General features: G+C 64.0%; 9 protein-coding genes. 7 read left to right on the top strand and 2 right to left on the bottom strand.

The window, feature by feature from the left end; translation table 11 throughout:
- Positions 1–257: 257 nt before the first annotated feature.
- Positions 258–911, bottom strand: a complete 654-nt coding sequence (locus AC1MCA_RS01540; protein WP_479800731.1) for a TetR/AcrR family transcriptional regulator — start codon at positions 909–911, stop codon at positions 258–260.
- Between the two features lie 175 nt (positions 912–1086).
- Entirely contained in the window at positions 1087–1452 is a 366-nt protein-coding gene (locus tag AC1MCA_RS01535; RefSeq protein WP_479800729.1) for a hypothetical protein, read from the bottom strand.
- 229 nt (positions 1453–1681) lie between these two features.
- Here AC1MCA_RS01535 and AC1MCA_RS01530 point away from each other — a divergent pair, with 229 nt between their 5' ends.
- The 7 genes from AC1MCA_RS01530 (at position 1682) to AC1MCA_RS01500 (ending at position 12721) form a co-directional block, all read left to right on the top strand.
- On the top strand, positions 1682–4519 hold the full coding sequence (locus tag AC1MCA_RS01530; protein WP_479800727.1) for a discoidin domain-containing protein: 2838 nt from the start codon (positions 1682–1684) through the stop codon (positions 4517–4519).
- A 58-nt stretch (positions 4520–4577) separates the two neighbouring features.
- Positions 4578–5831, top strand: a complete 1254-nt coding sequence (locus AC1MCA_RS01525) for an extracellular solute-binding protein (protein WP_479800725.1) — start codon at positions 4578–4580, stop codon at positions 5829–5831.
- Between the two features lie 55 nt (positions 5832–5886).
- The gene (locus AC1MCA_RS01520; RefSeq protein ID WP_479800723.1) at positions 5887–6765 is read left to right on the top strand and encodes a carbohydrate ABC transporter permease; all 879 of its coding nucleotides are present in this window, start codon (positions 5887–5889) and stop codon (positions 6763–6765) included.
- Complete coding sequence (locus AC1MCA_RS01515) at positions 6752–7675, top strand: carbohydrate ABC transporter permease (RefSeq protein WP_479800722.1); 924 nt, start codon at positions 6752–6754, stop codon at positions 7673–7675. The genes AC1MCA_RS01520 and AC1MCA_RS01515 overlap by 14 nt, the downstream gene beginning before the upstream one ends.
- A 12-nt stretch (positions 7676–7687) precedes the next feature.
- Positions 7688–9118 carry a glycoside hydrolase family 5 protein gene (locus AC1MCA_RS01510; RefSeq protein ID WP_479800720.1) on the top strand — a complete coding sequence of 477 codons (1431 nt, stop codon included), beginning with the start codon at positions 7688–7690 and terminating at the stop codon, positions 9116–9118.
- 17 nt (positions 9119–9135) lie between these two features.
- Entirely contained in the window at positions 9136–10353 is a 1218-nt protein-coding gene (locus tag AC1MCA_RS01505) for an ROK family protein (protein WP_479800719.1), read from the top strand.
- A gap of 76 nt (positions 10354–10429) precedes the next feature.
- Complete coding sequence (locus AC1MCA_RS01500; protein ID WP_479800717.1) at positions 10430–12721, top strand: exo-beta-d-1,3/1,6-glucosidase; 2292 nt, start codon at positions 10430–10432, stop codon at positions 12719–12721.
- Positions 12722–12815: the final 94 nt, after the last annotated feature.

Here is a 12815-nt window from a genome sequence, read left to right as displayed (position 1 = left end):
CTGTGGAGGAGCGAACCGGAGTGGCGACCAGCCGTGTTCTGGGAGGGACTTACACCATTCCCGCGGACGGTTACGGCGGTATCAGCAATAACCTCATTGCACCGCAGGACTGGAGCACTCTGGAGGTACCCGGTTCTGACCGTCAGTTTGGGTGTGCCCCAAACCGGACGTACTCCTGGGCGTGAGGCATTTGTTCCGGAGCCAAACGAGTCCGGGCCGAGTTTCGGGGAAGAAATCGAGAATGAGACTGTCTGATCCTAAACCGAGCTGCAGTCGTCGAGTCTGTGGGTTGGGGCAGGGATTGGCGGGGGAGATGACGGCGTCCCTGAGTACGGGGTCAGGAGGACGTCGATGAGCTGGGTAAGGCCATCGACCATGTCGACCTCTTTGTCGTAGAGCCACTGCAATTGCAGCCCGTCAAAGGCTGCAATAACCAGCCTGGCCAGCGTTTGAGCCGGGACGTCGTTGCGCACTTCGCCTGCTTGCTGGCGGCGCAGGATGTCCGCGGTCTGCTCTGTCATCAAGAAGGCATAACGCTCTTGGAAGTAGGAGTGCGAATCGTGCCCGGGATCGTTGGCCGTGGCCGAAGCTACGGCGTACAGCGTCGTAAGTCCGGGCTCCTTTTGGTTGCCTTTGGCGATGGGCACATGGAGCCTTAGTCCTACCTCGTCAGGGTCTGCAGCGTCCAGGGCCCGCCGGTCCCGCTCAGCCAGGACGGCAGTCAGCAGTTCCTGCTTCCCCCGGAAGTAGTGGAAAAGCGTTGCTTCTTTGACCCCGACCAGCTCGGCCACACGCTTCAGCGCTGCACCTTCGAAGCCTTCCGTGGCGAAAATGTCTGTCGCCGTCCGGATGATCTGCTCGCGGCGTTCCACTCCCTTTGCGTACTGACGACGCGGCTTGGATGTAGGCATTAAGTCAGTCTAATTCAACCGCGGCCTAAAGAAACCTAATGGGACTCTGTCTCTTGTCTGTGCTCTTTTCTCAGGAGGCAGCGTGGGGCCTACGACTTGGTGTTGTCGGCGGTGTCCACACTGCTGCTCCCGAACGCCCCGCCGGCCGAAGAAGCGCCGGATCTTGGAGAGTGGCTTATCGGCGGGCCTGAGAATCGTGAGAGTACAGAGCTGACTGCCTGACCGGCGGGCGGGCGCACCGGGCTTTAGGACGACTTCGTTGGGAAACAGCCTCTGGTGAAGAGCAGCGAAACGTCTTGTCCACCAGAGCCAAAAGAATTGCTGATGGCGGTCTCGATTGCACTGCTGCGGGCGCTGCCGGTGACAATGTCGAAAGGGATTCCGGGGGATACATTCTCCAAGTTGCGGTCGGCGGTATTAGCCCTTTTTGGAGGCTCAAGACGCTGACAATGGCTTCAACGGCGCCTGCCGCTCCGACGAGGTGGCCCAGGGAGCTTTGGGTGCAGTGAGCAGGGCTTGTTTGGGGGCGGCCTGACGCCAAGCTGGGCGTCGTTCAGTCTGACCGGAGGTGAGGCCAGCCGGCCTCCAATATTCTTCTCCAGGACGCTGTAGGTGTGCCTCTGAGGAGGGCGGAGTCACGCACGCCATGGCTTATGACACAACTTATTTTAAGACGTTGACAAAGTCTCCTTAACCCGGGAGAGTATCCCTCAGCCGCTGATTGAGGGGGCGGCCGGTTTCAGTAAGTTCAATGAGGAACAAGGAGTACTGTGAAGACAACGATGGCTGCAGCGGCCCTGACGGCGGCCGCGCTTTCGATTTCATCGCTGGCATCGGTCCCCGCTGCGCAGGCAGCAGGGCTCGGTGACACGGATTTCATCAAAGCGAACGGCAACGTTTTAAAGACCAACAGCGGTACCGGATCGACCATCAACCTGCGTGGCACGAACATCGGCGGCTGGCTCACCCAGGAGGACTGGATGTCTCCGCTCGGCGAGTTCGCTGCCGACCGCAGCGGGTGGTCAGCCACAGCGTCCAGTGGCGCTGCCTCCGGCAGCATTGACGGTTCGGGCACGTCGGGGTGGAGCACGGGGAGCAACCAGTCCGGTGGTGAATGGATCAAGCTCGATCTTGGTGCCGCGACGCTGTTCAATCGCCTGACTCTGGACAACCTCGCCAATCCGGGAAACTACGCCCGTGTGGTCAAGGTGGAAATCTCGGCCGATGGCAGCAGTTGGAACAGCGTGGCAGCACAGCCCGGTACAGACGGGGTCACCACGGTGAAGTTCACTCCGCAGGTGGCCCGCTACCTGCGCGTCACCCAGACGGGAACGGCGTCAGCCCTGTGGTCCGTTGGCGAGATCAACCTCTACAGCGATCCCGTGAAATTCAACGGGTCCTACTCGGCGACGGCAAGCTCCAGCGCCGGCGGCACGAGCCCGTCGATGGTCCTGGACGGCAACGTCTCCACGGTCTGGCAGTCGGGCGTAGCGCAGTCGCCGGGGCAATCGCTCACCCTTGACCTTGGCCGCAACACCGATATGGACAAGGTCCTCTTCGACGCCGGCGCAGGCACGGCCGATGACTACGCCCGGATCTGGGACGTCTTCACCTCGAATGACAACTCCACCTGGAGCAAAGTGGCCAGCGGCTACGGCAGCAACCGGGTGATTCAGGCTGACTTCCAGGGCGGCAAGAACGGCCGCTACCTGAAGATTGTCTCGAACGGCACCTCGGACCAGTGGTGGTCGGTGGCCGACGTCGCCATCCACAGTGGCTCGGAGATCGACCGCGGCGGATGGAACGTGATCGCCTCGACGGGCGCCACCCCCGGAAACATGCTCGACGGCGATGCCTCCACCCGCTGGACCACCGGAACCGCGCAGGCCCCGGGGCAAAGCGTCACCGTGGACATGGGCGCCCTGGTCACAATGAACAACGTGACCACCGATACGGCCAAAAACAGCACCAGCGAGGCCGACTGGCCGCGCTCCTACACGCTCGAACTGTCCCGCGACGGCTCATCCTGGACCACCGCCGCCACGGGAACAGGTACCCGGAAAGCAACCACCATCGGGTTCAACGCCCAGGCGGCCCGATACTTCCGCCTCAACCAGACGGGGTCTGCCGGCAACTGGTGGTCAATCGGCGAACTCACCGCAGGGCTCCACAATGACGACTACTCCCTGACGCACACCATGAACGCCCGCTTCGGGGCATCCACCAGCCAGAACATCGTCGCAACCCACCAGGACACTTGGTTCACCGCGCAGGACCTGGACAACATCAAGGCGTCGGGGATGAACCTCATCCGCGTGCCAATCGGCTGGACAACGTTCATGAACCTCGACGGTAGCTGGAAGTCCAACCCCTGGGCCAAGATCGACTGGGTCATCGAACAGGCAAAGGCCCGTGGAATTTATGTCCTCGTCGACCTGCACACCGTGCCCGGCGGCGGCTGCCCGTGGGGCAGTTGCGGACGCATGGGCCCGAACCCCAACGGTTTCTGGGGCACGGCCAACTACCAGGACTGGGTGGAGGACATCTGGAAGGCGATCGCATCCCGCTACAAGGGTAACCCCGGCGTGGCCGGCTATGACCTCATCAATGAGCCTCTCATCGACTACGGCGAGGACCCGGATGACGTCACCCAGAAGAGCGACTACTACGATCGCCTGTACGACGCCGTCCGCGCTATAGACCCTGACCACACCATCTTCCTGGGCGCCTTTTTCGGCCTGAACTCGCTTGCCTCGCCGTCCACGTACGGTTGGAGCAACGTGGTGTACGAATACCACCCGTACGACATGCCCAACTCCAAGGACTGGACCTCCCAGAACCAGCTCGTCTCCAACGAACTCTCGGCCCTTCCCGCGAAGCTTTCGGATCCCGGCGTCCCGATCCTCTACGGTGAGTACTCGCTGTACTACAACGACGACGTCTGGGCCCGGTTCATGGCCGGACTCAACGCGGCAAACGTGTCCTGGTCCAACTGGTCCTACAAGGTCAGGGGTGCTGCTACGGACGGCTTCGCCTACTGGGGCATGTACTACGGCAACTCCAATGCGGTGCCGGTGATCAACAGCGACGATCCCGCGGCGTTCCAGTCCAAACTGGCAAAGTTTGGCACTTCGAACTTCACCCCGAATGCCCGCTTCATCGCCGTTATTGCAAAGTACGCCAGCGGCCACTCGAGCTTTGCACCGGTAACGCTCAGCCACTCCGGCTGGACCTCGACGGCGTCGTCCACGGCAGGCGGATCGTCCCCGGCCAACGCGCTCGACGGCGCAAACGGCTCCTCCTGGTCCAGCGGCCAGGCAATGGCCGGCGGCGAGTGGTTCCGCATCGACATGGGCGCCGCCAGGACGGTTGCCATGGTAACGGTCCAGACGGCCGACAGCACGGTCTGGGACTACCCCCGCGGCTACGTTCTGGAGACCTCCACGGACGGCTCGAACTGGACCACCGCGGCCACCGGCATTTCCTACGGGTGGAAGCGGCCGATCTCCATCGAGCCAACCGCCGCCCGCTATCTCCGCATCACCCAGACCGGCACCGCACCCCAGTGGTGGTCGATCGATGACGTCACCGTCTACTCCAGCTACTGACCTGTTCCTGCTCCCAACCCTTCACATCAAACTCACCTTTGAAAGGACCCCATCCCTCATGAAAAGAATCCCTTGGGCCGCCACAGCTGCGGCCGCAGTGTTGGGCATTTCACTCGCGGCCTGTTCCTCCGGCACCGGCGGCAGCACGCCGTCGTCGGCTCCTCCCGGCAAGGTCACCGTCTGGATGATGGGCGACAGCGCCACCCACTTCGACGAACTGGTCAAGCCCTTTGAGACGGAGACCGGCATCGACGTCGAAACCGTCGCCGTCCCGTGGGACAGCATCGACCAGAAGTTCACGACGGCGGTGGCCTCCGGAAGCGGACCCGACGTCCTCCAGATCGGCATCTCCAAGCTCCGCACGTTCGCGGACAGCGGCGCCCTGCTGCCGCTGGACGAACAGACAGTGTCGGGCTACAAAAACCTCGCGTCGTCGAACTTCCTCGACGGTGTTGCCGGTGAAGCGACGGCGGTGGGCGGGGAGGTTGTTTCGCTGCCGTGGGTTGCGGACACCAGGGTGCTGTTCTACCGCAGCGATATCCTCACCGAGGCAGGGATCTCCAAGCCGCCCGCCACCTGGGATGCGCTGCGGGCCGACGCTAAAACCCTGGCCGCCCGCGGAGCCGGGAACTACGGCTACTACGTCCCGCAGTGGGACAGCGCGCTGCCCGTCACCATGACCCGGGCCTTCGGCGGGGACATCGTCGGGAGCGACGGAAAGGTCAACTTCAACACCCCGGCCTTCCAGGAAGCCACGGACCTCTACACCGGCCTATATGCCGACAAGAGCGTTCCAGCCAACAGCGACTTCGACCAGACCCAGGGCTTCGTGTCCGGCGCCGTCCCGATGCTCGTGAGCGGACCCTACCTGGCCGCCGCCATCAAGGAAGCCGCGCCGCAGCTCGACGGCAAGTGGAGCGTCGCTCCGATGCCCAAGGCTGAGAACTCCACCTCGCTGCTCGCCGGCTCCAACCTCGGAGTATGGAACGCAACGAAGAACAAGGAGGGTGCGCTCAAGCTCCTGGACTTCCTCTCGAAGCCCGAGACCCAGGTCGCGTGGTACGGATTGGACGGCCAGCTTCCCACCGTCAAGGCCGCGCTGTCTGACCAGTCGCTCAGCGCCGATCCGCTCGCTGCCGTGTACTCCAAACAATTGGAGGACTCCCGGCTCCTTCCGCTCGTCCCCAACTGGGACGGCGAGACCGGCAAGGCCCTGCTCGACGCGTTGAACTCCATCGCGCTGACAGGTGCCGACCGGGACCAGAGCCTCCAGAAGCTGTACGACGCAACCAGCGGCACCTCCATCAACTGAGAGCACCGGGCGGGGTGGTTCCGGCCGCCCCGCCCGGACAGAGGCAACCATCATCATGAAGACACGCCTGACCCCTTATGCATTCGTCGTCCCGGCGATGCTTCCACTCCTCGCCTTCGGCGTCCTGCCGATCGCCGTGGCGCTTCTTGTCAGCTTCACCAACATGAACCTGGCCGGACTCGGCAACTGGTCCCGGATCCGTTTCATCGGAACCGACAACTACGTCCGCCTCTTCGCCGACACTGCCTTCTGGCAGGCGATGGGCAATACCGCACTTTTCGCGCTCCTCGGTGTTCCGGCCGTGATCGTGCTGTCCTTGCTGATCGCACTCGGCCTCAACCGGGGCCAGAGCCGCTTCTACCGGGCGCTGCGTTCCTTCTATTTCGTGCCGGCCATCACCGGCATCGTCGCGATCGCGCTCGTCTGGGGATACCTGTACAACACCCAGTTCGGGCTGTTCAACTACGTGCTCTCCACCGTGGGGCTGCCGCCCGTCCCGTGGCTGTCCGACCCTGCTGTGGTCAAGTTCTCGGTGGTTCTCGTAGCGGTATGGCGCGGACTGGGGCTCAACGTCATTATCTTCCTGGCAGCCCTCCAAGGAGTGCCGAAAGAGTATCTGGAAGCCGCCGAGATCGACGGCGCTTCCGAAGTGCGGCGCACGGTGTCCATCGTGATCCCGATGCTGCGCTTCGCGATCTTCTTCGTAACGATCACCACCGTGATCGCCTGGCTCCAGTTCTTCGACGAACCGTTCGTCCTGACCAAGGGCGGCCCCCTCGGTTCGTCGACCTCCATCTCCCTGTTCCTCTACCAAAAGGGATTCGCGTCCAGCCAGTTCGGCTACGCCAGTGCCGGGTCCGTGGTGCTCTTCCTCATCATCGCCGCCATCACCGTCTTGCAACTTCGTGCCAGGAGGGCCGATGCTGACCACTGAACGCCGATCGTCTGAACACCGCACTGTGCGGGCCTCACAGCGAAGCGAAGCCGCGTCCGTCAGCTCCACAAAGCAGCGACGGCGGCGCCGTGCCGCCCGCGGCACGTCCGGAAACCTCGTCATCGGCATCCTCTTGGCGGCCGGCGCGCTGCTCACCGCTTTCCCGTTCCTGTGGATGATCTTCGCCTCGGTGAAGCCGCGCAGCGAGTCCGTCGCCTACCCGCCGGCCCTCCTGCCACAGCAACCCACCCTGGACTTCTACATCGAACTCTTCGTGGAGCTCGATTTCGGTCGCTACCTGGTCAACACCCTGATGATCGTCGTGATTTGCATGGCGGGGCTGCTCCTGATGGCAGCCGCCGGCTATGGCTTCGCGAAGTTCACCTTCCCCGGCAGGGACGCCCTCTTCTTCCTGGTGCTGGTCACCATGATGATCCCCGGCCAGGTCACCATGATCCCCAGCTACCTCATCCTCAACGGCATGCACCTGACCAACACCATAGTGGGCATCGCCCTGCCCATGCTCGTCTCCGGCTTCAGCGTGTTCCTGTTCAGGCAGTTCATGCTGACCATCCCGGACGAAGTCCTGGAGGCGGCCCGGATTGACGGGGCCGGCGAATGGCGGATCTTCCTGAGCATGATCCTGCCCATGTCCCGGCCGATCCTCGCCGTCCAGGTGGTGCTCACCTTCATCGCCGGTTGGAACGCGTTCCTCTGGCCCCTCATCATCGCCAACGACCAAAGCCTCTACACCATTTCCGTGGGTCTGTCCCTGCTTAACCAGCAGATTGCCACCAATCCCTCCCTCCAGATGGCGGCTTCGACCCTCATGATTGTCCCCGTCCTGATTGTCTTCGTTATCTTCCAGCGGCACATTGTGCAGGGTTTCTCCCTCTCCGGACTGAAGTAAGGATCACCACCAATGAATCGTCTCCACCGCCCTGGCTTTGTCCGCGCAGAGGGCACCCGCCTTGTCGACGACGCCGGCCCGCTGCTCCTGCGCGGCATCGGGCTGGGCAACTGGCTCCTGCCCGAGGGCTATATGTGGCTCTTCGGTGACGATTTGGCCTCCCCGCGCCAGATCGAGGCCCATTTCGAGTCACTCGTGGGTACGGAGCGTGCGGCGGAGTTCTGGACGCGGTTCCAGGATGTGTTTATCTCCGAAGCGGACTTCGCGAAGATCGCGGAACTCGGGTTCGACCATGTCCGGCTTCCCATCAACGCCCGCGGGGTGATGGCCGGGGATGGCACCTTCCTCGAGGAGGGCTTCGCGCTGATCGAACGCGCAGTGTCCTGGAGCGAGCAGTACGGCCTGCGCATCCTGCTCGATCTCCACGGTGCCCCCGGCGGGCAGACGGGCACGAACATCGACGACTCGGAGCACGGGCGGCCCGAACTGTTCATGGAGCCCCGGCACCGGGCACACACCGTGGAGCTGTGGCGGGAACTGGCCCGCCGCTACCGGGACCGTGAGGCCGTTCTCGGCTACGACCTCCTCAACGAACCTCTTCCTGATGAATGGCAGCACCGCTACGCAGATGACCTCGTGGAGCTTTACCGCGAACTGACTTTGGCGATCCGGGAGATAGATGACCGTCACCTCATCATGTACGAGGGCAGCCACTGGGCCACCAACTGGACCCCACTGCGCGAGCGTTTCGACGACAACCAGGCGCTCCAGTTCCACCGGTACTGGTGCGCCCCGGATACCGAAAGCATCGCCGAGTACCTGGCCGCTCGTGACCGCCTCGGTACGCCCATTTACATGGGTGAAGGCGGCGAAAACACCCCCGGCTGGATTTACGCCGCCACGCGGCTCTACGAACGCCACGGCATTGGCTGGAACTTCTGGCCCTGGAAGAAGCTTGGCACGCTCACCTCGCCGCTCTCGGCCATGGTCCCCGAGGGCTGGGCCCTGATCGCCGACCCGGAGGCCAGGCCCGACGCCGACGCAGCGTGGGAGATCCTTGAAGCCTTCCTCGGTGCCGTCGAGGCAGGCCGCTGCGAAATCCGGACGCCGGTCGTTGACGCCTTGTTCGGTAGGCCGACGTTGCGTTTTCCAGCCTGGGCGGGAACCACGGATGCCGAAGAAACCATCGCGGAGATGGCACAGGGGCCCATCCCCGAGGACCTCTGGCACCATACCCACGGGGCTCCCTACGCGGCCCACGAATATTTTCCCGTCCCACTCGCCGGGGGAGCACGGCTCTCTTTCGAACTGCTGGAAGCCCCGGGGACGTGGGCAGTCGATGCGGACGACGCCGGCGCGCTCGCCGTCGCGTGGGACGGCCGGTCCCTGGTGATCGAGGCGACGTCCAGCACTCGGGTCCGTTGTGTCGAGATGACGCCATGAACGGGTACGGTCAGATCATGATGATTCGGGATGCTCGCCCTGCCTCGGTCAGTGCGGCCGAATCGCAAACGGTCACATCGTTGAGGCAACGCAACCGGGGGAGCGTCCTCCAGTTCATCCTGCGGGAACGTGAAACTACACGGGCCGACGTCGCCGGGCACTGCGGTCTTTCGGTCGCCTCAGCGACAAACATCATCAACGAACTCATCGGCGACCATCTTGTCGTGGAGACCGGCATGGTGGCGTCCCGCGGCGGTCGGCCCATCACGCTCATCGCGCCGCACGCCGACGGAGCTTATGCGATCGGTGCCGATGTCGGGGAACGCGGCGTCGCCGTCGAACTCTTTGATCTCAGCCTCAGCATGGTGGACCGCGAATTCCGCGGTGGCAGGGCGGAAGAATCGCCCGAGGACATCGAAAAGGACCTGCGCGACGCGATCGCCGCGCTCCGCGCACGGAACGTGGAGCGCTGGCCCAGGGTGCTCGGCATCGGACTTGGCCTCCCGGGCGTCGTGGAGACGGATGCAGACGGCACCCAGACCCTGTACGCACAGAGCCTCGGATGGCCGCCCATGGCGATTCCGGCAAGCACAGATGACGGCCTGCCGGTTTTCGCGGAGAACGGCGCAAAAACGCTCGCCCGGGCCGAGCTCTGGTTCGGTGCCGCGCACGGGATTGAACACGCAGCCATCGCGCTTCTGGGCCGCGGCGTGGGCCTTGGTCTCGTGAGTGAAGGCAAGCTGTTCCACGGAGCCTTCAGCAGTGCCACCGAATGGGGGCACACCAAGATCCGCTTCGGCGGCGAACCGTGCCGCTGCGGCGGGAAGGGCTGCCTTGAAGCCTACGTCGGCGCTGATGCACTGCTCGGGGCATGGCGGGTAGCCGGCGGTCACTTCGAAGGAAGCGGCTGGCACGCCTTGGGGGCATTGCTTGAAGCCGCACAGACTGACGCTGCCGCCGCCAAGGTGCTCGACGATGGGATCGACGCTCTCGGTGCCGCGCTCGGAAGCATCGTGAACCTGAGCAACCCGCAACGAATCGTCATCGGCGGCTGGGTGGGTCTGAGGCTCATGGAGCAGCACTCCACGCAGATCCTGGCCGCGGTCCGGAGGAATTGCCTGGCCCGTGCCGGCGAGCAATTCGACCTTCGGCCTGCGAGTTTCGGCGGCGACACCGTTGCGCTGGGTTCCGCGTTGATGCCCATCGAGGCGCTAATCCAAGCACCCCGCAAGTAAACCCAACGGCTTCCGCACCCGGACCGTTTCGACGTCTCCGGCAATTTCCTCCACCCACTTTTCCTTGAAGGTGAGCATGAACATTCAGCCGCAGTATCTCGACCCCCGGCGCTCCGTGGCCGACCGGGTCGCCGACCTCCTGGACCGCATGACCATGGAGGAAAAAGTAGGGCAGATGCTCCAGCTAGACGCTCGCGATGACCTGAATGACCAAGTGTTGAGGAAGCACGTCGGGTCGATCCTGCACGCCTCTCCCGAACGGATTCTGCGCGCACACGCGCTCACCGCCAAGACCCGGCTTGGCATTCCGCTCCTCGTGGGCGAGGACTGCATCCATGGGCACTCGTTCTGGGAAGGGGCAACTATCTTCCCCACCCAGCTGGGCATGGCGTCCTCCTGGAACCCTGGCCTGCTGGAGCGTGTTGCTCGCGCCACCGCGGTTGAGGTCGCCGCAACGGGTATCCATTGGACCTTCTCGCCTGTCCTCTGCATTGCCAGGGACCTGCGCTGGGGGCGCGTCGGTGAGACCTTCGGCGAGGACCCCCACCTGATCGGTGAGCTGGCATCCGCCATGGTCCGTGGCTACCAGGGCGACGGACTCAAGGACCCCACAGCGATCCTGGCAACGGCCAAGCATTTTGCCGGATACTCCGAGACGCAAGGCGGCCGGGATGCGAGCGAGGCCGACATCTCCCGCCGCAAGCTGCGCTCGTGGTTCCTTCCACCATTCGAACGCGTGGCCAGGGAGGGATGCCGCACGTTTATGCTCGGCTACCAGTCGATCGACGGCACACCAATCACCGTCAATCACTGGCTCCTGAACGAAGTACTCCGCGGGGAATGGGGCTATACGGGCACCCTTGTGACCGACTGGGACAACGTGGGCCGCATGGTTTGGGAACAGCAAGTCCAGCCCGACCACGCCCACGCTGCGGCCGCAGCAGTGAAGGCTGGAAACGACATGGTCATGACCACGCCTCGTTTCTTCGAAGGTGCTCTCGAAGCGATCGACGCAGGGCTGCTCGAGGAGTCCGAACTCGATGCCGCGGTGTCCAGGATCCTCCGAGTGAAGTTTGAGCTAGGCCTGTTCGAGGACCCGCGCCGCCCCGATCCCGAGCGGATCGCTCGCTCGATCGGCACCGAAGCTCACCGGCTCCTCAACCTCGAGACTGCCCGCCAATCCTTGGTCTTGCTCCAGAATGACGGCGTACTGCCGCTCGACGGCGGCTTCCGCCCGAACGCCAGGGGCCGCGCTGTAGGGGTCGGCAGGACGCCGAAGCGGGTGGCGGTCGTCGGGCCGCTCGCGAACGACGCCCAGACGCAGCTTGGAGATTGGGCTGGTGGGTCCGGGCAGGCCGGCTGGCTGGACGGGCAGCCACGGGAGATGATCACCACCGTGCTTGACGGCCTGCGGGCCCACACGCCGGCGGACTGGAGCATTACCCACGACGTCGGAGCGGACATCCTGACCCTGGCTCCGGACCCTGAAGGGGAGTTCTTCCCCGACGGTCAGCCGCGTCCCGCCGTCGTCGTTCCCGCAGGGCCCGACGACGTCCTGATTACCGCCGCCGTCGATAACGCCAGGCAGGCCGACGTGGTCGTCTGCGTTGTCGGAGACAGAATCGAGCTCGTGGGAGAGGGCCGGTCCACGGCCACGCTGGACCTTGTCGGAGGCCAGATGGCGTTGCTCGAAGCGCTGGCCTCAACGGGGACGCCGTTGGTGGTGGTCCTGCTGGCGTCTAAGCCGCTGGTCCTCCCGGCTGCGGCAAACGAGGCGGCGGCGCTGGTTTGGGCTGCCAACCCGGGTATGGAGGGTGGCCGCGCTATCGCCGAGGTTCTGCTCGGACTGATCGAGCCCAGCGGGCGGCTACCAATTTCCTTTTCCCGGCATGTGGGCCAGCAGCCGAGCTATTACAACCAGGTCCGCGGCCAGCACGGGGACCGGTACGCCGACTTGACACAGGACCCTGCCTTCGCGTTCGGCGAGGGGCTCTCATACACCAGCGTGGAGTACACCAGGCTGCGGATTCTTGAGGACACCATCTCGGCCGACGGTATGCTCTGCGCGGAGGTTACGGTGCAGAACACGGGGGAGCGTTCCGTTCGGGAGACCGTGCAGGCCTACATCAGTGACCGCGTGACCTCCGCCAGCTGGGCGGAGCAGGAGCTCAAGGCCTTCCAACAGGTCGATCTCGCCCCGCGGGAGAGCGCCCAGCTGTTGTTCGAAATCCCCGCTCGCGAACTTTCCATCGTTGACGCCCAAAGTAGACGCGTGGTCGAAGCAGGGGAGTTTGAGCTGCGGGTGGGCCGGTCCAGCCGAGCGGCGACCCAGCTGCGGGCAGGCTTCACCGTCATCCAAACATCGTGAGGAGTTTAGGACTGGCTACCGGAAACCCGCAGTGGCTTCTCGTTAAAGTCACTGACGCGGGCCTATAAGCCGCGCCAGCTGAAGTGGAGGATGA

The organism is Arthrobacter sp. BK1 (genome assembly GCF_056680055.1).
Note: the sequence above shows the minus strand (reverse complement) of the source record. Positions and strands in the feature narration are given on the sequence as shown.

What these genes read in the sequence shown, in the direction of transcription:
- AC1MCA_RS01540 (WP_479800731.1), bottom strand. Translation starts at nt 911, where the DNA reads ATGCCTACATCCAAGCCGCGTCGTCAGTACGCAAAGGGAGTGGAACGC.
- AC1MCA_RS01525 (WP_479800725.1), top strand. Translation starts at nt 4,578, where the DNA reads ATGAAAAGAATCCCTTGGGCCGCCACAGCTGCGGCCGCAGTGTTGGGC.
- AC1MCA_RS01520 (WP_479800723.1), top strand. Translation starts at nt 5,887, where the DNA reads ATGAAGACACGCCTGACCCCTTATGCATTCGTCGTCCCGGCGATGCTT.
- AC1MCA_RS01515 (WP_479800722.1), top strand. Translation starts at nt 6,752, where the DNA reads ATGCTGACCACTGAACGCCGATCGTCTGAACACCGCACTGTGCGGGCC.
- AC1MCA_RS01510 (WP_479800720.1), top strand. Translation starts at nt 7,688, where the DNA reads ATGAATCGTCTCCACCGCCCTGGCTTTGTCCGCGCAGAGGGCACCCGC.
- AC1MCA_RS01505 (WP_479800719.1), top strand. Translation starts at nt 9,136, where the DNA reads ATGATGATTCGGGATGCTCGCCCTGCCTCGGTCAGTGCGGCCGAATCG.
- AC1MCA_RS01500 (WP_479800717.1), top strand. Translation starts at nt 10,430, where the DNA reads ATGAACATTCAGCCGCAGTATCTCGACCCCCGGCGCTCCGTGGCCGAC.